18 protein-coding genes, 2 tRNA genes, 1 other RNA gene and 1 pseudogene are annotated in these 20,160 nt (G+C 59.2%); 13 read left to right on the top strand and 9 right to left on the bottom strand.

Going from position 1 to position 20,160, the window contains the following annotated elements:
- Nucleotides 1-275 precede the first annotated feature (275 nt).
- Together NSJP_RS06065 and NSJP_RS06070 are read left to right on the top strand one after the other, a co-directional pair.
- A complete protein-coding gene (locus NSJP_RS06065) occupies nt 276-1,391 on the top strand; it encodes a HEAT repeat domain-containing protein (protein ID WP_080886022.1) in 1,116 nt (371 codons plus the stop codon).
- A 273-nt stretch (nt 1,392-1,664) separates the two neighbouring features.
- On the top strand, nt 1,665-2,909 hold the full coding sequence (locus tag NSJP_RS06070) for an ABC transporter substrate-binding protein (protein ID WP_172834200.1): 1,245 nt from the start codon (nt 1,665-1,667) through the stop codon (nt 2,907-2,909).
- A gap of 52 nt (nt 2,910-2,961) precedes the next feature.
- On the opposite strand, the gene NSJP_RS06075 is transcribed toward NSJP_RS06070, so the two are convergent.
- The 5 genes and pseudogenes from NSJP_RS06075 to NSJP_RS06095 all read right to left on the bottom strand — a co-directional run bounded on the left by NSJP_RS06075 (nt 2,962) and on the right by NSJP_RS06095 (nt 8,898).
- On the bottom strand, nt 2,962-4,143 hold the full coding sequence (locus tag NSJP_RS06075; RefSeq protein WP_080886024.1) for an OmpA family protein: 1,182 nt from the start codon (nt 4,141-4,143) through the stop codon (nt 2,962-2,964).
- A gap of 135 nt (nt 4,144-4,278) precedes the next feature.
- Nucleotides 4,279-4,677 (bottom strand): annotated as a pseudogene (gene mscL, locus NSJP_RS06080) (large conductance mechanosensitive channel protein MscL); the annotation flags it as partial.
- 46 nt (nt 4,678-4,723) lie between these two features.
- On the bottom strand, nt 4,724-5,842 hold the full coding sequence (locus tag NSJP_RS06085; RefSeq protein ID WP_080886026.1) for a DUF481 domain-containing protein: 1,119 nt from the start codon (nt 5,840-5,842) through the stop codon (nt 4,724-4,726).
- A 339-nt stretch (nt 5,843-6,181) separates the two neighbouring features.
- Entirely contained in the window at nt 6,182-6,970 is a 789-nt protein-coding gene (locus NSJP_RS06090; protein ID WP_080886027.1) for a mechanosensitive ion channel family protein, read from the bottom strand.
- 11 nt (nt 6,971-6,981) lie between these two features.
- On the bottom strand, nt 6,982-8,898 hold the full coding sequence (locus NSJP_RS06095) for an AsmA family protein (protein WP_080886028.1): 1,917 nt from the start codon (nt 8,896-8,898) through the stop codon (nt 6,982-6,984).
- A gap of 70 nt (nt 8,899-8,968) precedes the next feature.
- Here NSJP_RS06095 and NSJP_RS06100 point away from each other — a divergent pair.
- The 6 genes from NSJP_RS06100 to NSJP_RS06125 all read left to right on the top strand — a co-directional run bounded on the left by NSJP_RS06100 (nt 8,969) and on the right by NSJP_RS06125 (nt 12,737).
- Nucleotides 8,969-9,058: transfer RNA gene (locus NSJP_RS06100), tRNA-Ser, on the top strand.
- Nucleotides 9,059-9,201: 143 nt separating this feature from the next.
- An RNA gene (ffs, locus tag NSJP_RS06105) (signal recognition particle sRNA small type) lies at nt 9,202-9,301 on the top strand.
- Between the two features lie 162 nt (nt 9,302-9,463).
- Nucleotides 9,464-11,272, top strand: coding sequence for a DNA polymerase III subunit gamma/tau (gene dnaX, locus NSJP_RS06110; RefSeq protein WP_080886029.1), 1,809 nt, complete (start codon nt 9,464-9,466; stop codon nt 11,270-11,272).
- Nucleotides 11,269-11,592 (top strand): YbaB/EbfC family nucleoid-associated protein, encoded by a 324-nt coding sequence (locus tag NSJP_RS06115; protein WP_080886030.1) that lies wholly within the window; start codon nt 11,269-11,271, stop codon nt 11,590-11,592. The genes dnaX and NSJP_RS06115 overlap by 4 nt, the downstream gene beginning before the upstream one ends.
- A 12-nt stretch (nt 11,593-11,604) precedes the next feature.
- Nucleotides 11,605-12,207: a recombination mediator RecR gene (gene recR / locus NSJP_RS06120; RefSeq protein ID WP_080886031.1), complete on the top strand. Its 603-nt coding sequence runs from the start codon at nt 11,605-11,607 to the stop codon at nt 12,205-12,207.
- Nucleotides 12,208-12,299: 92 nt separating this feature from the next.
- Nucleotides 12,300-12,737 (top strand): TraR/DksA family transcriptional regulator, encoded by a 438-nt coding sequence (locus NSJP_RS06125; RefSeq protein WP_080886032.1) that lies wholly within the window; start codon nt 12,300-12,302, stop codon nt 12,735-12,737.
- A 12-nt stretch (nt 12,738-12,749) separates the two neighbouring features.
- Here the strand turns inward: NSJP_RS06125 and NSJP_RS06130 are convergent, their stop codons facing one another.
- The 3 genes from NSJP_RS06130 to NSJP_RS06140 all read right to left on the bottom strand — a co-directional run bounded on the left by NSJP_RS06130 (nt 12,750) and on the right by NSJP_RS06140 (nt 14,587).
- Nucleotides 12,750-13,922: a tetratricopeptide repeat protein gene (locus tag NSJP_RS06130; protein WP_080886033.1), complete on the bottom strand. Its 1,173-nt coding sequence runs from the start codon at nt 13,920-13,922 to the stop codon at nt 12,750-12,752.
- A gap of 113 nt (nt 13,923-14,035) precedes the next feature.
- Nucleotides 14,036-14,368: a hypothetical protein gene (locus NSJP_RS06135; RefSeq protein WP_080886034.1), complete on the bottom strand. Its 333-nt coding sequence runs from the start codon at nt 14,366-14,368 to the stop codon at nt 14,036-14,038.
- 144 nt (nt 14,369-14,512) lie between these two features.
- A tRNA-Val gene (locus tag NSJP_RS06140) sits at nt 14,513-14,587 on the bottom strand.
- 174 nt (nt 14,588-14,761) lie between these two features.
- Here NSJP_RS06140 and trmFO point away from each other — a divergent pair.
- From trmFO to NSJP_RS06165, 5 genes are all read left to right on the top strand, one after another.
- Nucleotides 14,762-16,078, top strand: coding sequence for a methylenetetrahydrofolate--tRNA-(uracil(54)-C(5))-methyltransferase (FADH(2)-oxidizing) TrmFO (gene trmFO, locus NSJP_RS06145; protein WP_080886035.1), 1,317 nt, complete (start codon nt 14,762-14,764; stop codon nt 16,076-16,078).
- Nucleotides 16,051-17,004 carry a tyrosine recombinase gene (locus tag NSJP_RS06150; RefSeq protein WP_080886036.1) on the top strand — a complete coding sequence of 318 codons (954 nt, stop codon included), beginning with the start codon at nt 16,051-16,053 and terminating at the stop codon, nt 17,002-17,004. Before trmFO ends, NSJP_RS06150 begins: the two co-directional genes overlap by 28 nt.
- 89 nt (nt 17,005-17,093) lie before the next feature.
- The gene (gene argB, locus NSJP_RS06155; RefSeq protein ID WP_080886037.1) at nt 17,094-17,990 is read left to right on the top strand and encodes an acetylglutamate kinase; all 897 of its coding nucleotides are present in this window, start codon (nt 17,094-17,096) and stop codon (nt 17,988-17,990) included.
- Nucleotides 17,991-18,011: 21 nt separating this feature from the next.
- A complete protein-coding gene (locus NSJP_RS06160; RefSeq protein ID WP_080886038.1) occupies nt 18,012-18,884 on the top strand; it encodes a M28 family peptidase in 873 nt (290 codons plus the stop codon).
- Nucleotides 18,881-19,606, top strand: coding sequence for a hypothetical protein (locus NSJP_RS06165; protein WP_080886039.1), 726 nt, complete (start codon nt 18,881-18,883; stop codon nt 19,604-19,606). The genes NSJP_RS06160 and NSJP_RS06165 overlap by 4 nt, the downstream gene beginning before the upstream one ends.
- Here NSJP_RS06165 and NSJP_RS06170 read toward each other — a convergent pair.
- Complete coding sequence (locus NSJP_RS06170; protein ID WP_080886040.1) at nt 19,603-20,142, bottom strand: gamma carbonic anhydrase family protein; 540 nt, start codon at nt 20,140-20,142, stop codon at nt 19,603-19,605. The two genes, NSJP_RS06165 and NSJP_RS06170, sit on opposite strands and share 4 nt — an antisense overlap.
- Nucleotides 20,143-20,160 lie beyond the last annotated feature (18 nt).

The following is a 20,160-nucleotide window of genomic DNA, read 5'->3' on the forward strand; positions in this document are numbered from 1 at the left end:
TTTGTACCGTTGGACATATGCAACTGTCAACCCATACTCCTGCGGGGCAATCGGTATGTATGGGGGCCGGGCAGTAAGGAGATTTCGTAAAGCGCCCCCGATATCGGTACCTCCGTGGCGGTCCCCGTTATTAAGGGTTTTGGAGCCGGGACCGGCCTACGGCATATCCGAACCGATGCCATTCCTCGCAATCGGGGTTTGCGGAGCCCAGCAGAATGGGTATAATCTTTAGAGGCGTCGTTCATCGGCAGGCAATTCCTCTGAAGAGGTGCGCCATGCGTGTGGTTTCATATGTTGCCCTGACGACGGCATCCCTTCTTCTGTGTCTTGTCGCTCCATCGAGCTCGCCCGCCTACCGGGATTCTTTTACCGCCGAACAAAAGGCCCAACTCGAGAAAATTCAGACGGTACGTGTCGAGGTCTTGATGCTGTCCGACAAAGGACCTATCGAGGCGGCGCCGATCGCGGAACTTGTTGCGCAGCGACTCAGTGAATTGGGGTATCAGACGGTCGGGGATGCCAGCAAGCCCAACGATGTGTTCTTCAAGGTCAAGTGCGAACAACGAAAAACCTGGGAAGGTACGACCACGGCCGGCGGGGATGCAGACTTACCCGATGCTCCCTCGCGGTTGTGGAAGGGGCCAGCATGCCAATTGACCTATGTGCTGGGCGACATGAAGATCAAGTGGCAAAAGGAAGTGCGGGCGAGCTTCGAGGATTCTGTGTCAGCCGCGCAAGCCACCAATGCCGGTGATCCAGCAGTTTTTGCCATGGCGAATCTCAAGGAGAAGCTAAACCAATACGATTTCCCTGTGCTGCTGGCAGCAGAATGGGGGCAACTCGACCGGCTCCTCAAGCTGTTGGACGCGCCGGACACTCCGCAGATTCGAAAACTCAAGATCATTTCTCTCCTAGGGGACATGCAGGCGGATGAGGCGCTTCCAAAGCTCAAAGCCGCACTCAAGGACAAGGATCTTTCCAAGCAGGCGGCGGTGGCGCTGGGGAATATGGGAAAGGAGGGTATCCCGGTTCTTGTCGACATTTTGAAACATTCCAAGCAGCCGGAATTGCAGGCCGCTGCCGCTAAAGGTCTGGGAGATCTGGGAAATACACATAACGATTCATCGGTCGTGCTGCCGCTGTTGGAAATGTTGGACGCGCCGGGCGTCGACATCACTGTGCAGACCGAAATCGCATGGGCGCTGGGGAGAGTACCGGACCGCAGGTCGGTCCAGCCACTCTTCGAACTTGATAAGAAACTCCAAAAGATCCGGCAGGACCCCGTAGATCCCAAGATGAAGAAGCTCAAAGAAGCGGTGTTCTGGGCGATTAAGCAGGTCTATACCGAGGACCAGTACAGCTCAGCGGAGACTCATTCCGTCCATTCGTAATAGGACGACCGATGCTCTAAACTGAGTCCAGAGTGAGATGCCCTCCTTGTTACCCAGCAGCACCGTAATCCATCAGGACCGACCGTGATCAAGCCATGCTTCCGTTTGTTGCTTGGTGTGGCTTATTCAGGTGGGTCCGGAAATCCACCGGTCGGAAGTTGCCTGTTTCAGCTCTCTCCCTTCCCACGGCAGAGGATACAAAACAATAGAACAGCCTGAGATCCGGCTCGGCTCCGGAATCGATAGGGGCCGAGGCAGATGAAGGAGGGTTCAATGGCCAATGTTTCCCGCAGGGGGTTCTTGCAACTTTCGGCGTTGACCAGCTTCACGATCATATCAGGCGAATGGGCTGTCCGGACATCCGACCACTCCCGATGCAGTGGTACGGCATGGGCGGCTGAGCCGATCAAGATCGGAATCCTCGATCCGTTGTCCAGCCCATACAAGACCTCCTCGATTCATGATGTGCATGGTGCCAATGTCGCTGTCGATCTCTTCAACAAAAACGGCGGTGTGATCGGGAGGCCGGTGATGCTCCTTGAGGCAGACGATGCATCCAATGCCGATACGGCGGTCAAGGCAGCGACCAAATTCATCCGTGAAGATCAGGTGGATTTCTTGATGGGCACCTTCAATGGCGATTGCGCGCTTGCCGTCAGTGCCCTAGCCCATCGAGAGCACAAGCTGTTCATGGTCACGGGTGCCTGCCTGCCGGAGTTGACGGGGGAAGCCTGCAACCCTCATACATTCGTTTTCATGCCCCATGCCAGGATGCTTGCTGAAGCGGTGGTTCCCGAGGTGATCAAGGCCTATGGAGCCAAGTGGTTCATGATCACGGCGAACACGCTGGACGGGAAAATCGCGGCGCAGGCCGTCGTCGATGCGGCAAAGCCACGCAATGTCCAATTTGTGGGCGAAACCGTGCTGCCGTTCGGGACCAGCGATTACACGGCCGCGCTGACGACGGCAAGGTCAAAAAATCCGACGGCCATCATTCTCAATCTTTACGGATGGGATCTCGTGAACGCGCTGAAGGATTATGGAAAGCTCGATCTGGCTAAGGAGAAGATTGGGCTCGGCGGCCTGATCAGCGGCGAGCAAATCGGGCGACCATTGGGTTATGCCAACAATGCGGGTATATGGGGCTTGATCTGGGACCCGAAGATCAAGACCGAAAGTTCCAGGCGTTTCATCCAGGCGGTGGTCGACAAGTACAATCACACGCCGACCTCGCGCTGTTATCTGGGCTATGCCGCCATGACGCAGATTTTAGAGGCCGTTCACCGAGCTGGTTCGACCGAGACGGCGGCTGTCATCAAGGCATTAGAGGGACACCAATTCGATGGGCTCAAGGAAGGTCAATCGGTGTTTCGCGCCTCGGACCATCAACACGTTCAGGACGTTCTCGTCGGAGAGGCCTACGGGCGGGAGCTTGGACTGGGCCACTTTAAAATCCTGACGACGTTACAGGGAGATGCCAATCCTGGTGCTGCGGATCGCGGCAATTGCGCAATGTAGCAGGGAAGCAGGAACCGTCTTGGGAAGGCTCCTGCTTCCGCAACGACATCCGTTATCTCGTCACACGGACTTCCACCCGTCGGTTCTGGGCTCGTCCGGCATCGGTGGTATTGGGAGCCACCGGTCTGGTGTCGGAATAGCCGGCCGTGGATGCTCCGGAGAATCCACCGCTCGACAACGCCTCGGCGGCATTCCGTGCCCGCGCTTCGGACAGTTCAACGTTGGAAGGAAATTTGTTCTTCAGCGCGCCGCGGATAGGCCGATTGTCCGTATGGCCGTCCACCGAGACCTTATATTCGGGGAATTCCTTCAGAATCGCCCCGACTTGTTTCAACGCCTCTGTTCCGTCCGGCTTGAGTCGATCATCGCCGGAATCGAAGAGATAACCGGAGGCCAGATTAATGAGAAGCCGCTCGTTGTTCAAATCGACCGTGATATTCTTTTTGTCGATTTGAGGCCTGAGCGCCCGGATCAGGCCGCGTTCGGCTTCCTTCAGCTTTGCCATTTCTGCCGAGAGGTCCCCGCGAAGTCCCGCGAGTTCCCGATCCCGATCCGCCAATTGCTTCTCCAGATTGGCCGTCTGCTGCTTGGCCGCAGCCAGTTCTGCCGTGAGCTTGTCTTTCTCGCCTGCGGCGCTTCCGAGGGCCGCGCATTGCGCTTCAAGCTCCGCCGTCCGTTGTTTCGAGGCCGCCAGCTCGGCAGCCAGCTTGTCTCTGTCGCCAGCGCCCGCCTGAAGTGCGGCAATCTCGGCTCCGGACGAGGCCGAGAGGCCGCTCATTTGTCTTTCGAGATCTGCGGTATGGGTTCTGGAAAGTTCGAGCTCCCGCTGCGTCGAGGACAGTTGTTGAGCCATCTTTTCGGAATCGCCCGCGCCCGAACGGAGCGTGGCCAACTCGCGATCGCGGTCAGTGAGCATCCGGTCGCGTTCGGCTAACTGACGTTCCAAATCGCTGCTCCGACCCTTGGCCTGGTTCACGTCGCCCGAGAGTTCTCTCAGCCTGGCGATTTCCTTGTCGCGCTCCGCCACCATGCGCTCCAGTTCGGCGATGCGAAGATTTCGCGGATCCTCGGCGGGGGCCGCCACTTTGCCTTTGGCCCTCATTTCGTTGAGCGCGCGGCTGCTGGTGTCGTTCGGCGCCTCCTCCTGGTTGTACCACTCCGCACCGGTGTCGTTGGCCGCCCAGACGGTGACAAGCAGTCCCAAAATGATCGCTAGCAATCTCTCACGTTGCATTGAACCCTCCTTGGCTTTATGGATGGCCCCTCTTCGAGACAAACGGGCACGGTAGCAGCCCTGCACGGCGGGAGGGGGCGGTTCCCTGCCGACATGGGATTCGGGATGGCATCGTAGTCAATGCCGCTGGTTCTTTATGGCGTCCCGAATCTCCGTCAACAACTTCTCCTCATTGGTAGGACCGGCCTGCGGGGCCGGCGGAGCGTCCTTCTTGAAGCGATTGACCTGTTTCACCAGCAGAAAAATCACGAAAGCGACGATGAGAAAGTCCAGCACAGTCTGGAGAAACACTCCGTAATTGAGAGTCGGTGTTCCTGCGGCCTTGGCTGCGACCAGGGAAGGCTGCGGAGTCCCAGACAGGGTCAGGAACAGGCTGGAAAAATCAACTTTTCCCATCAGCAGACCGATGGGCGGCATCAGGATGTCGCTGACCAGCGATGAAACGATCTTTCCGAAGGCGCCTCCGATAATGACACCGATGGCCATATCGAGCACGTTGCCTTTCATCGCGAAATCCCGAAATTCTTTCAACATCGGAACCCTCCTTGTTCGAATGATGAGGAAAGACGTTTAGTGAAACTCAACGCCGCCGAGTCGTGTCGAAATTGTAACCGAATGTGATGAGGTACAGCGTATCGGTACTTTGGACGCCGGGTGGTGGAGTGTTGTTGTACCGATAAGTGAACTGCAGGTTGGCGACGAACCCCTCGATGAGCTTCAACCGGATGCCTTGGTCCATCGTGAGGTAATAATCCTTACTATTCTGGAATGAAGGGAAAAATTCGTCGAAATGGTACAGCACGACCCGCTCATCGAGCATGGGCCAGTTGAATCTCAAAGAGCCTCGGCCGCGCACGGAGGACTGGTCCTGGAGATTTTTGAAATCTTCATTGAAATAACTCACGCCGAATTCGCCGGAGAGGGACATGTCTTTGAAGTACGGGCCGGAAAAATCGCCGAGATCGATGAATTGATAGCCTGGGCCGGTCGCCAGCGCGGTTCGGAGGTTCAAATCCTGGAACGTATCCTGTTCGAAGTACGCGCTCGTGAAGGCATAAAAGCGTTTGGTGAAAAAGAAGTCGAGCTTGATCGTGCCTCTCGCGTTGCGGGCGGCCAGTTGCCCGTCGTTCTCGTTGTAGACGTACCGGCCGTTCAGGAGGAGCCGGAGCTTTTCACTGCGCCCGGTCAGGTCAAGGAGGAAACTGGCGTTCTGAAAATTGGTGTTTCCGTTTGCCGTCGAAATACCGGCGGTGACCGCTCCGACGAAGATAACCGGCGGCTGGACGAGGGGATTGATGGATGCAACCGATCCGACGGGAATGGTCAGGGGGTCGGCCAGCGACTCGACCTTGAGGAGAAGGAACCCGTCCTTATCCGCTTGAGTCGTGCCCACCAAAATCGTGCCCTCTTTCAGATGGAACGGAAGAGGATGGGTCACGGTAAGCTTGGAGACTTCACTCCACTTGACCTTGAATGCCTTGTCGGCGCTGTCCACGGTCTTCAGGTGCAGGGTTCCCTCGGTCATTTCGATGACCTCGCCATAGAGAACGCTGCCGTCCTTCAAGGTCACGATATCGATCGGAACCGGGGCCGGGGGACCGGCGGCCGCCTCCGTGTCCGCGGCATGCGCCACAAACGGAAAGGTCAGCCAGATCACCAGAACGACTGTGCAGGCGTTCAGAATCGAAGGACGTCGCATGAAGTCAAAATTTCCTTTAAGCCCTGTGGGCCGTCTTCCGGTTGGGCCGATTGCGAGAATTGCCGGTTGAAATCAACTGGAGCGAGACCTAGGTGTATAACCGAATCTCCACGTCTTGGCAATAATTTAGACCGCACGGGGGAACGTCGATGAGCAAAGTCAGTACCACAGGGACGCACTCGTTTGTTGAAACTGCTTAGGGAAGTTTTTGCCGCGCGTAGGTTCTGCATGGAAAACCCTTCAGGCATTCACGTAGGCGCACCTCCTCCGAATACAGTCATGCCGTGACACCGGACGAATTGCCTCCTCTTCACGGATTGCAACGGCAATGATCGTCGGCTAGGCCCGTGGTGCAGGAGCAGAAGGAGCAAAGTCGATCTGCGCGGCGCGAAATCGTTCCATCACGATCTTGTTGACCTCTCCCTGGGTCGACCCGTAGTCGACGACGGCCGTCCAGGGTTGAATGGAGATCGTCACGGCCGGCTGGCCGAGCACGCTGACGCCGACTTCCGGAGCCGGATCCTTCAGAATCTTGGGGTGGCGCTGGAGGATTTCCCGCGTGATGGCCAATGCCCGGTCCACATCCGCCGTGTAGGCGATATTGACCGTGAGAGTCATTTGGCGGATCGTACCGAAATTGTGAAGAATCTCTCCGATGATTTTCCGATTCGGGATGATCACCCGGGAGCGATCAGAATGCATGAGGACGGTGGAAAAGATGTCGATCATGACGACGTCACCGTGTACTCCTAGCAGCGAGATGTGCTCGCCGACCCGGTATGGTTTCGTGAAGATGATGGAGAGCCCGGCCATGACGTTGCTGAGCACGCCTTGGAGCGCGAGTCCGATCCCCACGCCGGCGACGCCGATGCCGGCGATCAGGGGCGCGATCGGCACGCCGAGCGCCTCAAGCGCGATGACCGTCGTGAACAGCAGGACGATGATTCGGACAACCCTCACCAGCAGCAGCCTGACCGGCGGCTCGAGCGTGTGGCGTTCAAGCTGCCGTTTCGCCAAATTCCCGGCCCATCGCGCGACCATGACTCCGACGGCGAAAATTCCGACGGCGACAATCGCATGCAAGCCGTATCGCACGGCATATTGGGTAAGCGACTCCATGACCACCATCGCGTGCCTCCTTAGCGGCCGAAGAGCTCGTTCAGGAGCTCCTGCCCTTGTTGTTGCAAGTCCTGCGGTTTCACGGTACCGTCCAAGAGTCCTTTGACGGTTGCTCTTACCGTGTCCTCCACCTGGGTCTGGACCGTTCCGGTCAAGGCTTTCATGTCCAATTCGAGCGAGGGATCCCGGAGGGTCCCGGCCACGATGACCGGAAGCACGATCCGACCCTCCTTCATTGCAAGCCTGCCGAACGTCGAGCCGTGCGCAATCCGCCGGCTTAGCGATCGGGAGAGCTGTACGTTCAACCCGAGATTCACCGCAGCATCAAAACTGACGGTTCCGCCGCCTGCCACGTGAACATCCTGTCCGTCCATACGCAGGTTACGCGCCCGGACGATTCCGCTCTTGATAAGAACGTCCGATTCAACTGCGGAGAACGGCGTATAGCTGAGGTTCTCGGCCGAGAGGCCGACCACATGGAACAACGTCTCGAGCTCGCGTGTCAGATTGATGCCGTCGAATCGCCCGTTCTGGACATCCAGGCGTCCGCTCCCTTCCAGCGCGCGGTGCAGGTCGGACTGTAACAATCCACGACCGGAGACGGCCAGATCCATGTTCGCCGTGCCGCTCACGGCGATCGCAGATCCCGGGCGGATTGCCTCGAGAACCCGCCCGAGCTGGATACGGTGTGCCGCAACGGAGCCGTTGAACGGCGGTATTGCTTCGGACGTGCCGAGGCGTCCCTGTGCGAAAACTCGGCCTTCGAAGACGTCGAAGGTCAGACGCAAGAGTCGGGCGTCCTGAGCGGTGACTTGGGCGGCAGCCTGGAGATTGGTCAGGTTGATCGATTTCGGAAGGTTGATCTCGATCGGCAGGTCTTCTGTGGTGATCGAGGAGGATGCGACGGCGATGGTTGCCAGGCCGTCGAGGACCGTGCCCGTCACCTGCGCCGTCGATCGTCCCATGACGACGTCCATACGGATATCCGGGAGGTCCGCCATCTCTAAGGCGGAGACGCCCTGTTTCAGTGGAAAGGAAATTTTGGCCACCGCGAGCACGTTCCTGATCTCCACCGGCTTGGCCAGGGGAAGACGCACCGGTAAATCCGTGGTCGTGATGGACTCCGATGAAGCCGTGAGATGCAGGGTCCGATCGGTCAGTGTCCCCGTCAATGCAAACCCGAGTGTGCCGATGTTCGCGGTGAAATCGAAGCGGTTCATGTCGAGAGTCTCGACGAGCGGTCCGAAATGGCCATCGAGCCCGACGGAGAGATTTTGAGGTCGAAGGGTTCCGGCCAGATGTACGGTCGGAGTCTGACCGAGCCGAACAGATGTCGTGAGCAACGTCATATCTTCCAGGCGATGTTCCGCCGGCGGATTGACCGATTCATCGCGGTAGATCAGCCGCCCGCCCGAGATCATGACCCGGTCGACGGCAAAGAGTCCGAGCACCTGCAAGGGGTCGTGCGCGTGCGATGGTTCCGTCGTGGGGTGTCCCGCGGAGGGAGAAGCCGCGGGGCCGAGGGTCGACAGATTCCACACGCCGTCCTTGCGCTTGACGATGGTCATGACCGGATCGCGCAGAATGATCTGCTCGACGTCGATCTCGCCCCCCAGCAGCGGGAGAAGCTTGAAGCCGACGTCCAGAGAGCTGAGTGAGGCGAACCGGGCCGCGTTGAATGACGGATCATCCAAGACCGCAAAACCATTCGCACGTACTCCGAACCTGGGCCATATTGTCAGCCGAAGGCTTTGGAATTGGATCTTGCGGTTCAACGCTTTCTCGATCAACGGCGTGAGGTGATGTTGATACGGTCCCAGATCGACGAAGAACGGCAGCGCAAGCACAATGCCGCTGAGGAAGATCAGTACGAGGGCGACGCTCAGGAGGATGTTCATGCGACGTGTCCGCGGTCGTTCGGCAGTATAGGAAAGCATTGGAAGAGCGTCAAACGCTCACCTTGCCGCTCGAAAACGTGCGTGCTAAGATCACGTTCCCGAAAATTGCGGAGAGGTGCGAGAGTGGACGAATCGACATGCTTGGAAAGCATGCGTCCCGGCAACGGGACCGTGGGTTCGAATCCCACCCTCTCCGCCATAACAGAGTAAGTGCTGATGACCGACGAAGCGAGGTGGAATTCCGCCATACCAAGCTTGCTCGGCCCGGAGCCTCACCAAATGATGGCGACGGGATAAGTTCCTTGGTTTCACTGAAGAACTCAGCACTTTGGAAGGAAAAGGGGCCGGGCCCTGTGCAACAGAACCCTGTGAACCCCGCCAGGTCCGGAAGGAAGCAACGGTAAGCAATCAGTTCTGGGTGCCGCAGGATCACCTGGCCCCGCTATAGCAGGATGCTGAAAACGGTCCCCAACTTCGTTCTCGGTCGGTCGCCCCACTCGACGTACTAAACAACGTACGCCTCGTGGTCCTTCCTCCCTGCGGCCTTGTTGGAAACCGTTTTGAGCATCCTGCAGTGTCCATACAGTCACGTCACCGGTTTGATATGGACTACCAAGTTTCAGCCCGCAAATACCGTCCCGGCACCTTCGACGACGTAATCGGTCAGCCGCACGTCGTGCAGACCTTGATGAATGCCATCGCATCCAAGCGGGTGGCGCAGGCCTATCTGTTTTCCGGAACACGGGGGGTCGGCAAGACCACCGTCGCCAGGATCCTGGCCAAGGCGCTCAACTGCGAACGGGGACCGACGGGTTCGCCGTGCGCCGTGTGCGTCAATTGCATCGAGATCGCGCAGGGGAATTCGGTCGACGTGATCGAAATCGACGGCGCCTCCAATACGAGCGTGGACGATGTCCGGGAGATCCGGGAAAACGTCAAGTTTGCTCCGTTCAGGGGACAATATCGGATCTACATCATCGACGAAGTCCACATGTTGTCGAACTCCGCGTTCAACGCGCTGCTGAAGACCTTGGAGGAGCCGCCCGGGCACGTGGTGTTCATCTTTGCGACAACGGAAATCCATAAGATCCCGGCGACCATTCTGTCCCGCTGCCAGCACTACAATTTTCGACGGATCGCCCGGACGGAGATCGTGGAACGGCTTCGCCATGTGGCGGCGCAGGACGATATTGCGATCGAAGATCGAAGCCTCACGGCCTTGGCGCGAGCCAGTGAAGGCAGTATGCGCGACGCGTTGAGTTTGCTCGACCAGGCGATGGCGTTCGGAGGAAAGACGGTCGTCCATACGGATCTCGAACTTCTGTTGGGGGCGGTACCCCAGGAACTCGTCCGGGCCATGATTCAAGCCCTCATCGCACAAGACAGTGCCGCCGCGTTGCACGTCTTGTCGGCCCTGCTGGATCGAGGTCACGATCTGCGGGCGTATTGCGCGGAGGTTGTCGAGTACCTTCGGAACATGCTCGTCGTGTCGGTCACCGCGCCGGATGAATGGTCGCGGTTGATCGAAGCCTCTTCGGAGGATCTCGCCCAATTCGCGTCGGACAAGGGATCGTTTAACCCCGACGAGCTGCAGCAACTCTTCGCTATTTTTACCCAGGCAGAGGACAGTCTACGGGCCAGCGCCCATCCCCGGTTCGTGCTGGAGACGGCGTCGGTGAAAGCGACCCGCCTTCTGCGAAAGGAAACGGCATCCTCGACGCATCCGGCCCGCCCGCTTGCACCGGAGCGTTCTTCTTCCGGTCCGGCGGCGACGCGCACGGAGAGGCGTCCCGGCGGAGAGGCACGGATGGCTCCGGTGACGACTCCAATCCCCCCGGCGCCGGTCGCACCGAAGTCGGTATCCGCGCAGGAGCCGTCACCGTTGAATGCGGCAAAGCCAGAGAGAGAGACCGCGCCGTCACCCAAGACAAAAGCCGAAGCTGCGCGGTCCGCCGAGGGTACGCCCGCCGGGCCCTCTCCGGGCGGCGAGGTCGCGGTGCTCAAGTGGGAGCAATTTCAAGATGAGGTGGGACAGGCGTTCCCCAACGTCGCGCCCTTTCTCGAGAGGGGACGGTTGGTCGGCATTGAGGGTCACGTGATCACGATCGGTTTTGACAAGCAGGCCGGCGTCGCGCGGGCCATGCTGGAGAAGCCGGACAACATGCAGGCGCTGACCGCGCTCTGTGCGAGACTCAGCGGTCAACCGATGCGGCTTCGCATCGTTGAGCAGACGGAAGATGATCCGGCGGGGCCCACGATGGCGCAGATCAGGGCGGCAAAGGAGCAGGAGCAGCGGCTGGTGCTCTTTGAGCAGGCGCGAGCCCATCCGGTGGTGAAACGGGCATTGGAAATTTTCGGAGCGGAACTCACCGACGTCAGGTCGGTGACGCGGCAGAAAGAGGTGCAGGAATGAAAAATCCATTCGGAAACATGGCCAATATCATGAAACAGGCGCAGGCCATGCAACAGCAAATGGCGAAAGTGCAGGAGGAGGCGGCGAATAAGACCGCGACGGGTTCCGCCGGCGGCGGGACCGTCACCGTGACGGCCAACGGCGCCATGCAACTCGTCGGGGTCAGCATCAATCCAGAGGCCGTCAAGGCCGACGACGTGGAGATGCTGCAGGATCTGATTTTGGCCGCGTCGAACGAAGCCTTGAGGAAGGCCCACGACATGATGGCCGAGGAAATGAAAGCCGTGACCGGCGGGATGAACATGCCGGGGTTGTTGTAGGGCCGGAGGACGATGGCTGTCGATCAGCAAGGATTGCTCGCGCGGTTGGTCAGGGAACTGGTTCGCCTCCCCGGTATCGGACAGAAAACCGCTCAGCGGCTGGCGTTCCATCTGTTGAAAGCCGAACGAGAGGACGCGTTGCGATTGGCCGACGCGGTGCGGGCCGTCAAGGACGGCCTTTCGTTTTGCCAGCAGTGTCGCAATATTGCCGAAGGCGATCTATGCGAGTTCTGCCTCGATCCGAAGCGTGACCGCTCACGGATTCTGGTGGTGGAAGAGCCCAGCACGCTGTATGCGATCGAACGCGCGGGAGGATATCGCGGACTGTATCACGTTCTCTTGGGGGCGCTGTCGCCGCTCGACGGCGTCGGACCCTCCGATATTCGTGCCGAGGAACTCATCGATCGGGTCAAGTTGGGCGGAATCGCCGAAGTGATTTTGGCCACGAATCCGACGATCGAAGGAGAAGCCACGGCAATCTATCTCACCAACCAACTCAAACCGCTGGGAACCAGGGTTTCGCGCATTGCATACGGGATCCCGGTCGGAATGGACATCGAGTATGCCGACGAAGTCACGTTGTTAAAATCCATCGAAGGTCGGCGGGAACTATAAAAATTTCCGGCGGATGCTTCGAACTCCCATTGACCCTCTTTTGGCCCCCCTGGTATAGTCCTTTCCGGTGCCGTCAGGAAGCCATTTTGGGTATGAAAGCACGTTCCCCCGTCAGACGCACCAGCGGCCCTTCGGTGAAGCCTTCCGTTCGCAAACGAAGGGCGCAATCCTCCGCCGGCGCCGGAAAATACTCGTCCATCCGTAAAGAACTCCAGAAGCAGCGGGCGGCCATCCTGGAAGAAGCCGGGGAAGGTCTCTCAAAGCGGGACGGCCAGGAGGCGTTTCCGGACGTCAGCGATCAGGCTTCGGCCGAAGTCGATCAAAATTTTACAATGCGCATCAAGGAGCGCGAACAGAAGCTCCTCAAGAAGATCGACGAAGCGCTGGACCGGATGAAGAAGAGCACCTATGGGATCTGCGAGAGGTGTGAGGAAGAAATTCCCTACCAACGGTTGAAAGCCCGCCCCGTCACCACCCTCTGTATCGCCTGTAAGACCCTCCAGGAACAAGAAGAACGAACTCGCCGGTAAACGGCGCGGCCGTCAGTGCTTCATTTTTTTGACCCGTTGTTGCACGAGGGCAACGCGGTCGGCTTCTTCGGGAATGCCTTCGGCCAAGGCCAAATATGTCTCATACTCGGTCAGTGCTCGTTTGGGATTCATAGGTTCGACTGTTTCCGCCAGGTTGAAGCGAGCGATGGCATAGTTGGGTCGCAGGATAATGGCCTTTTCGAATGCCGCTTGGGCCGCCGCCTTGTCGCCGAGTTTGAGATATGTCGAGCCGAGATTGTTGAGAGTATCCGGCGTATTGGGCCGGATCGCCAAGGACTGCAGCATCTCGCTCTTGGCCTTTTCGTATTGCCCAAGCCCGAAGAGTGCCTGTCCGTATTTGTGATGGACTTCCGCCTGCCATACTTTGTTGGTGAATCCGCCGGCAATGGCTTTTTGATACGCGTCCGCTGCCACGCGGTAATCTTGCGGTCCGCAGTAGGAGAGTTGGGCGGTTTGGCCCCTGGCGAACTGTTGAAGCGATGCAAAAGGTTCTTTGTCCTCCGATCCTTGGGGATCGATCCGCTGTCCCTCCTTCTTGGTCCCGGTTGACTTCAATCGGGCCAGGAATTCCCGGCGGTAAGGGGAGAACAGTCTGACGTAGGGATCGGTCGTGACCGAGGCCTGTAAGAGGGTCGGACGCTCCTTGAAACCGATCACCAAATATTGAGTGGTCGTTTTCTCGTCTCCCGTTTCATAGAGCGCGGAAGAGTCGAAGCTGGATTCAGTCGATAGGCCCGGGACGTGGAGATAGAATTCCATAACGGGCCTGAGCATGGACAGAGTGTGCCGCAGTGTTGGATACGGGTCCAAATCCAGACCGGTGCGAAACGTATAAAGAACGCCGGCGAGTACTCCATCCTCGTCGAAAAAATACGACTCGTCCCCGTGGAGAGGGCTTTGGTCGGCGGGAACCATAAGTTCTTGTCCCGTTCCCCACGGCGTCACCTTCAAGGCAGACGGTGGATGCTGCTGGAGAAAGTGTTCCTTGCGCTCGCACAGGGAAGCGGATTTCAGGAGTGCAAGGTCACTTTCCGACGGGGGAAGATTCGCTTGTCGCGGGTTTGGCGTTTCGCAGGCCCCCAGAAGAAAGGCCAATCCGACGAGGCCGGCGGCAACGACGCCGGTACGGCGAGGAGGATCGTTGCGCGTCCCCGGAAGCATCATGGAGCCGAGGATACAGAAACTCTATATTGATTGCCAGCCATGCAACAACCGCCGGGCCCTTCCCTCGAAGGAATGAGGCCGGCGGCCGTGAAGCGTTGAGGAAGGGAGTCGAATCAGCGGCGCTGATTGTCCAGCATCGAGTCTTCGCTGGTATAGCCGAAGAGGTAGGGCGCCTGACTCGGCACAGCATAGAACGGGCGATTGATGCCATAGTCGAGCACTTGACCCACTGGGTGGAGAACAAAGGCCGTCCAGCGCAAGGGATGGTCGTTCAAGGGCGCGCCGGCCGCGACATCGGTATAAACCAGTGAGGTGCTATCCATGACGCTGTAGATGCTGGCTGGTGCGATGTAATCTCCATTGGCATCGACCGTCTGTTTGTTGGCTGTACAAGCGGCGAGCGCCAGTAGCAGGAGGGCCCCCATGGCACGAGCTGTCGTCTTCATGTGCATCCCTCTTAATCGGTAGAGTTCGATGTCGACGAACTGAAGTGTAGCCGACGTCCGGATATCTGTCCAGAATTCGGAAGATTTCAGCTAGAGGAGCCTAAACTAAAGGCTGGCGGGACCCTTACCGCACTGCTGGGGGGATGGTGGGCGATACAGGTATCGAACCTGTGGCCTCTTCCGTGTGAAGGAAGCGCTCTGCCACTGAGCTAATCGCCCACGAGGGCCGAGTCTAGCATGGCCCTAACCGCCATTCAACGCAAGAACGTTCATCCCTGAGGCTCCTGCGAGGGTTCGGCAGGCGCTGAACTCTTATGGTCTCCTTGACATCCTCAAAATGAGATTCCTACAATGCAGCCCTTCACGGTCCATCCCATAGTAGGACTCCTTTCCATGCGTCAAGACATCGTCGTTATCGGCGGCGGGTTAGCCGGATCCGAAGCGGCTTGGCAGGCGGCCAACCGCGGGGCCAAGGTCACTCTCTACGAGATGCGGCCAAAGGAAATGACGCCGGCCCACAAGACGGGAGACTTGGCCGAACTGGTCTGTTCCAACTCTCTCGGCTCCGTGGATTCGTCGACGGCACCCGGAATCCTGAAAGAGGAAATGCGCCGGCTCGGTTCGCTGATTATCCGAGCCGCGGAGCAGGCGCGCGTTCCGGCGGGCACGGCCCTGGCGGTCGATCGCGAACTGTTTTCGTCCCATGTGACCCGTGCGCTTGCGAGCCATGCCAACATTCGGATCATGCATGAAGAGATCGCGGACATTCCCCGCGACTGCGTCTGTATCGTTGCCACGGGACCTTTGACCTCGGACAAATTGTCGCAGGCCATCGGAGGCCTCGCGCAGTCTCGACACCTCTATTTCTATGACGCGATTTCCCCAATCGTGGACGCCGACTCCATCGACATGAACGTGGCCTTTCGCGCGTCGCGCTATCAAAAGGGCGGCGACGACTATCTGAATTGTCCAATGGATGAGCCGACGTACGACAAATTTTACGAAGCCCTGCTCGCAGCCGAAAAGGTGCAGCCGAAAGAATTCGAAAAAACTCCGTATTTCGAGGCCTGCCTTCCGATTGAAGTCATGGCTGAGCGCGGGCGTCAGACCATGCAGTTCGGGCCGCTGAAGCCGGTGGGACTCGTGGATCCCCGGAGCGGGAGGCGGCCTTTTGCCGTCGTTCAGCTGCGGACCGAGAACAGCCATGGGTCCTGTTACAACTTGGTCGGGTTTCAGACGAAGCTGACCTATGGCGAGCAGAAGCGGGTCTTTCGGATGATCCCTGGTTTGGAGCAAGCGGAATTTCTCCGCTACGGCAGTCTCCACCGCAATACCTTCATCAATGCGCCTCAGTTGCTTCGCAACACGCTTCAGTTCAAGGGCCGGGAATCGCTGCTGTTTGCCGGGCAGCTGGTCGGGGTCGAAGGCTATACGGATTCCGCGGCGATGGGAGGGCTCGCGGGAATCAACGCGGCCCGGGTGTTGACCGGTGAGGCCTTGCTGTCGCCTCCGCCGACGACCGCGCACGGCAGCCTTGTGGCCCATATCACGACCTCGGATGCCGGAAATTTTCAACCGATGAATGCGAATTTCGGCCTCTTTCCGCCGCTTGCCGCATCGATACGAGACAAGTCGCAAAAGCGTCGTCTCATCGCCGAACGCGCGCTGACGGACTTTGCCGCATGGATGGCGCAATCCGGGCTTTCATAGCGTTTCTACGTGCCGAGCGGCGCGCCTCGCCCGAAACCCTGCGCGGCTATACGGCGGATCTTCGTCAATTCCACGGGTTTCTGCTGTCCCATCGTCTGGCCACGATCCCCGTCGATCCCGGCGTCCTCTCGCGCGAGGCCGTGCGGGCGTACCTTCAGTGGCTGGATCGAGACGGGATACGGCGCAGTTCCCTGGCGCGAAAGCTGGCCAGTCTCCGGAGCTTCTACCGATTCCTGGTGCGCGATGGACTCGTCGAGTGCGATCCCACGCAGGATATCCGGACCCCTAAACAGCCCAAACTGCTTCCTCGCGTCTTGACGAAGGAGGAGGCGGCTGCTGTGATGACGACTTCCCCGGATGCACGGCCACAGTCGGCCCGGGATTGTGCATTGCTGGAAACCCTCTATTCGACTGGTGCCCGAGTCAGCGAGGTGGCTGCGCTGGACCTGGGGGATGTCCGCTGCTCCGAAGGCATCGTCCGTCTCCGCGGAAAGGGGCGAAAGGAACGGCTTGTGCCTATCGGGGAGGTGGCGCTTCGAGCGATCGCGGAATACCTGAAGCAGCAGCCGATTCTTTTACGAACGGCCGGCCTCTCGACGGGGCTCCGGTCGCCCTTGTTTCGCAATCACAGAGGAGGACGATTGACGACCAGGAGCGTCGCCCGTATCGTCGCGCGGCATTCCAGCGGCTTGACCGGAGGGCCGGTCAGTCCCCATACCTTGCGCCATTCGTTTGCGACGCATCTCCTCGACGAGGGGGCGGATCTGCGATCGATTCAAGAGATGTTGGGGCATGCCTCGTTGAGTACGACTCAGAAATATACCCACGTCACCATGGATCACCTGTTGGCCGTCTACGACAAGGCCCATCCGAGAGCCGATCCTCCCGCACGGGATCCGGAGCGGAAAAATTCGAAGGTCCGCTGACATTCTGGAGCGGCGCATCTGTGCGTGCCGCGTCGATCATGATAAGGTAACGTCCTGCTGATACGGCCATTGCCTGTGAGGAGCGCGGAATGAACAAGTTGATCAAGAAAGCCAGTGTGCTGATCGAGGCGTTGCCCTATATCCGCACGTTCCGGGGCAAGACCGTCGTGATCAAGTATGGCGGCAATGCAATGATCGAGTCTTCGCTCAAGGAACGGTTTGCGCAGGACGTCGTGCTCCTCAAGTACGTCGGTCTCAATCCGGTCATCATCCACGGCGGCGGGCCGCAGATCGACAAGATGCTCGATCGGCTCGGCATCGAATCCAAGTTTCTTCACGGCGTCCGCGTGACGAGTGAGGCTACGATGGAGATCGTGGAAATGGTCTTGGCGGGAAAGATCAACATGGAGATCACCGATCTCATCACCCGGCACGGCGGCAGCGCGGTTGGTCTCAGCGGGAAGGACGGCGGTCTGATTCTGAGCAAGCCGCTGACGGCCAAGGCGTGGGCGGAAAGCCTGGAACGGGATTTTGACGGGGACGATGCTGAAAGCGATTTCGGATTTGTCGGTGATATCGAAAAGGTGGATCCCAGTCTACTCTTGAAACTGCAGGGCGATCACTATATCCCCGTGATCGCTCCCATCGGGACCGATCGGGAGGGAAACACCTATAACATCAATGCCGACCTGGTGGCCGGAGCCATCGCGGGGGCCTTGCGCGCCGAAAAACTCGTGATGATGACGGACATCAAGGGGATTCGGGATGCGAACGGCCGCCATCTCTCGACCGTGTCCCGGAAAGACGTGCAGCGCATGGTGAAAAAGGGCACGATCACGGAAGGCATGCTTCCGAAGGTCCATGCCTGTTTGGACGCGCTCGAGCAGGGTGCCGCCAAAGCCCACATCATCGATGGGAGGACTCCACACGCCGTCCTCCTCGAGATTTTTACCCATAAAGGCATCGGAACCGAGATCACGTCGTAACCGGACGTAGTCACCCCTCTCGTGTCGACCCGTCGCGCCATCATTCTCCGCCATCTTCGGGCACTCGCGCATGAACGCCACCCGGACGCCGCGCCGCAGGCGTTGCGACAGGCCGCCGAGTATTTGGCGGATGAATTCTCCGGCCTCGGCTGGGCGACGACACGGCGGACGTTTCATGCGCGCGGCCGGACGTTCGACAACATTCTCGCCGCCTGCGTTGAGCGCCGGGAGAGGCAGGCGGCGGCGCCGCTCCTCATCGGCGCGCATTATGATACGGTGGTCGGAAGTCCGGGCGCCGACGACAATGCAAGCGGACTGGTCGTGCTGCTCGAATTGGCGGATGCCCTTCGCAAGGTTCAGCTGCCCAGGCCCGTGTGGCTGGCGGCGTTCAATCTCGAGGAAGAAGGATTGCTGGGGAGCAAGACCTTTGCGGACGAGCTTCGGCGCGCGAAGCAGCCCTTCGGTGGAGCGATCATCCTCGAGTGTGTCGGATACGCGGTGAATAAGGAGGGGTCGCAGCGCAAGCCGCCAGGCATCCCGATCGCCGTTCCCACCGTGGGGAATTTTCTTGGCATAGTCGGCAATGAAGCGTCGCACGGTCTGGCCGACGCCATGGCCCGGAGTGCGAAACACCGGGTCCCGGCGCTCGAGACGTTGACCATGATCGTGCCGGGCCGTGGAGAACAGCTTCCTGATACCCGGCGAAGCGATCATGCCGCATTTTGGGATGCAGGATTCCCCGCGGTCATGTTGACGGATACCGCAAACTTCAGAAATCCTCACTATCATCGACCGACCGACGAGATCGAAACCTTGAATCTCGACTTTCTCGAGCGAGTGGCCGCCGCCGTCGCGGCAATGGCTCAGCTTCCCGTGGAGCGGGATTTGTCATGACGCGTCGTCTCGTGATCCGATCATCCACCAGCGCGGCCGTCCGGCGGGTGTTCGACCGGCTGGAATATCGGACGCTCGGATCGGTCTATTGCTATGAGGGGGGCGATGAATTCTGGCGTGCCAGACGAGAGCCTTGCCGGCGACTTGGGCTTCGAGTGGCCCGGAACCTTATCGGCCACTTGCCGCGGTCGGGACGAAGTCTATACGTTGGGGCGGGAGTGGCCGAGTTACCGGCGCTCGTGACGGAAGTCCTCGAGCGGGGGCGCGCGGTGATGGCGCACAATCTTCGCCGAGCGGAAGTCGCGGTGCTCAATCGGGCCTGCCGGGGAACCGGCGTACGGTTCAATGCAACGGATGCAGCGACAGCGGGGGGGTTCTACGATCATATCTGGATCGTCAGCGTGTTGAACGATCCCGAGCGATTTCCCCATTTGGCGCCATTGTCGTATGGCCGCGCCGACCCCGTCAGTTTCGATCCGGTCGAGTTTGCGAGAGAACGTCGCATCGTGCGATCGATCGTGGACCGGTGCTTGCCCAAACTAAGGCTGCCGGGCGTGGTCACCACCTCGGCCGAGGAAGTGGTCTGGATTGCCGATTGGTGTCACCGGCATCGGATTCCCTATCTCGTGGGGAGGCGCCAATATCCCACCGCCCTGGTCGGGGATCCCATCTGCATCATGAGAATCGGGGCGCGGCGGAAAAGAATCCGGGCAGGTTGCTAGAAGCGGAATCCGGGGGGCGATGCCGAGGCGCCACCCATGTACAGCCGCGCATACCTGACGTAGTTCTGAGCAGATTCCCTGATCCAGCCCAGTTCCTTCTCCGTCACCGGGCGCTTGACCTTGGCCGGGGAACCGAGGATCAGGCTTTTCGGCGGCACGACCGTTCCCTCGGTGATCAATGAGCCGGCGCCGATGATGCAGTCTTCACCGATCTGCGCGCCGTCCATCACGATCGATCCCATGCCGACCAGAACGCGGTCCCTGATCGTGCACCCGTGCAGCACCACGCTGTGGCCGATCGTGACGTCATCGCCGATGGTCAGCGGGTGCGTGTCATGCGTGACGTGCAACATCGAGAGATCCTGAACGTTGGTGCGATGCCCGATTCTGATGAAATGGACGTCGCCCCGGATGACGGCGTGGAACCATACGCTGCAGTTCTCGCCCATCACGACGTCGCCGATGACGATGCCGGTGTCTTCGATATAGCAGGAAGCGGGCACCGTGGGGGCAATGCCTTGGAAGGTTCGAAGCATGACCTCACGATAGGGGAT

The organism is Nitrospira japonica, assembly GCF_900169565.1.
Lineage (GTDB): Bacteria > Nitrospirota > Nitrospiria > Nitrospirales > Nitrospiraceae > Nitrospira_C > Nitrospira_C japonica_A.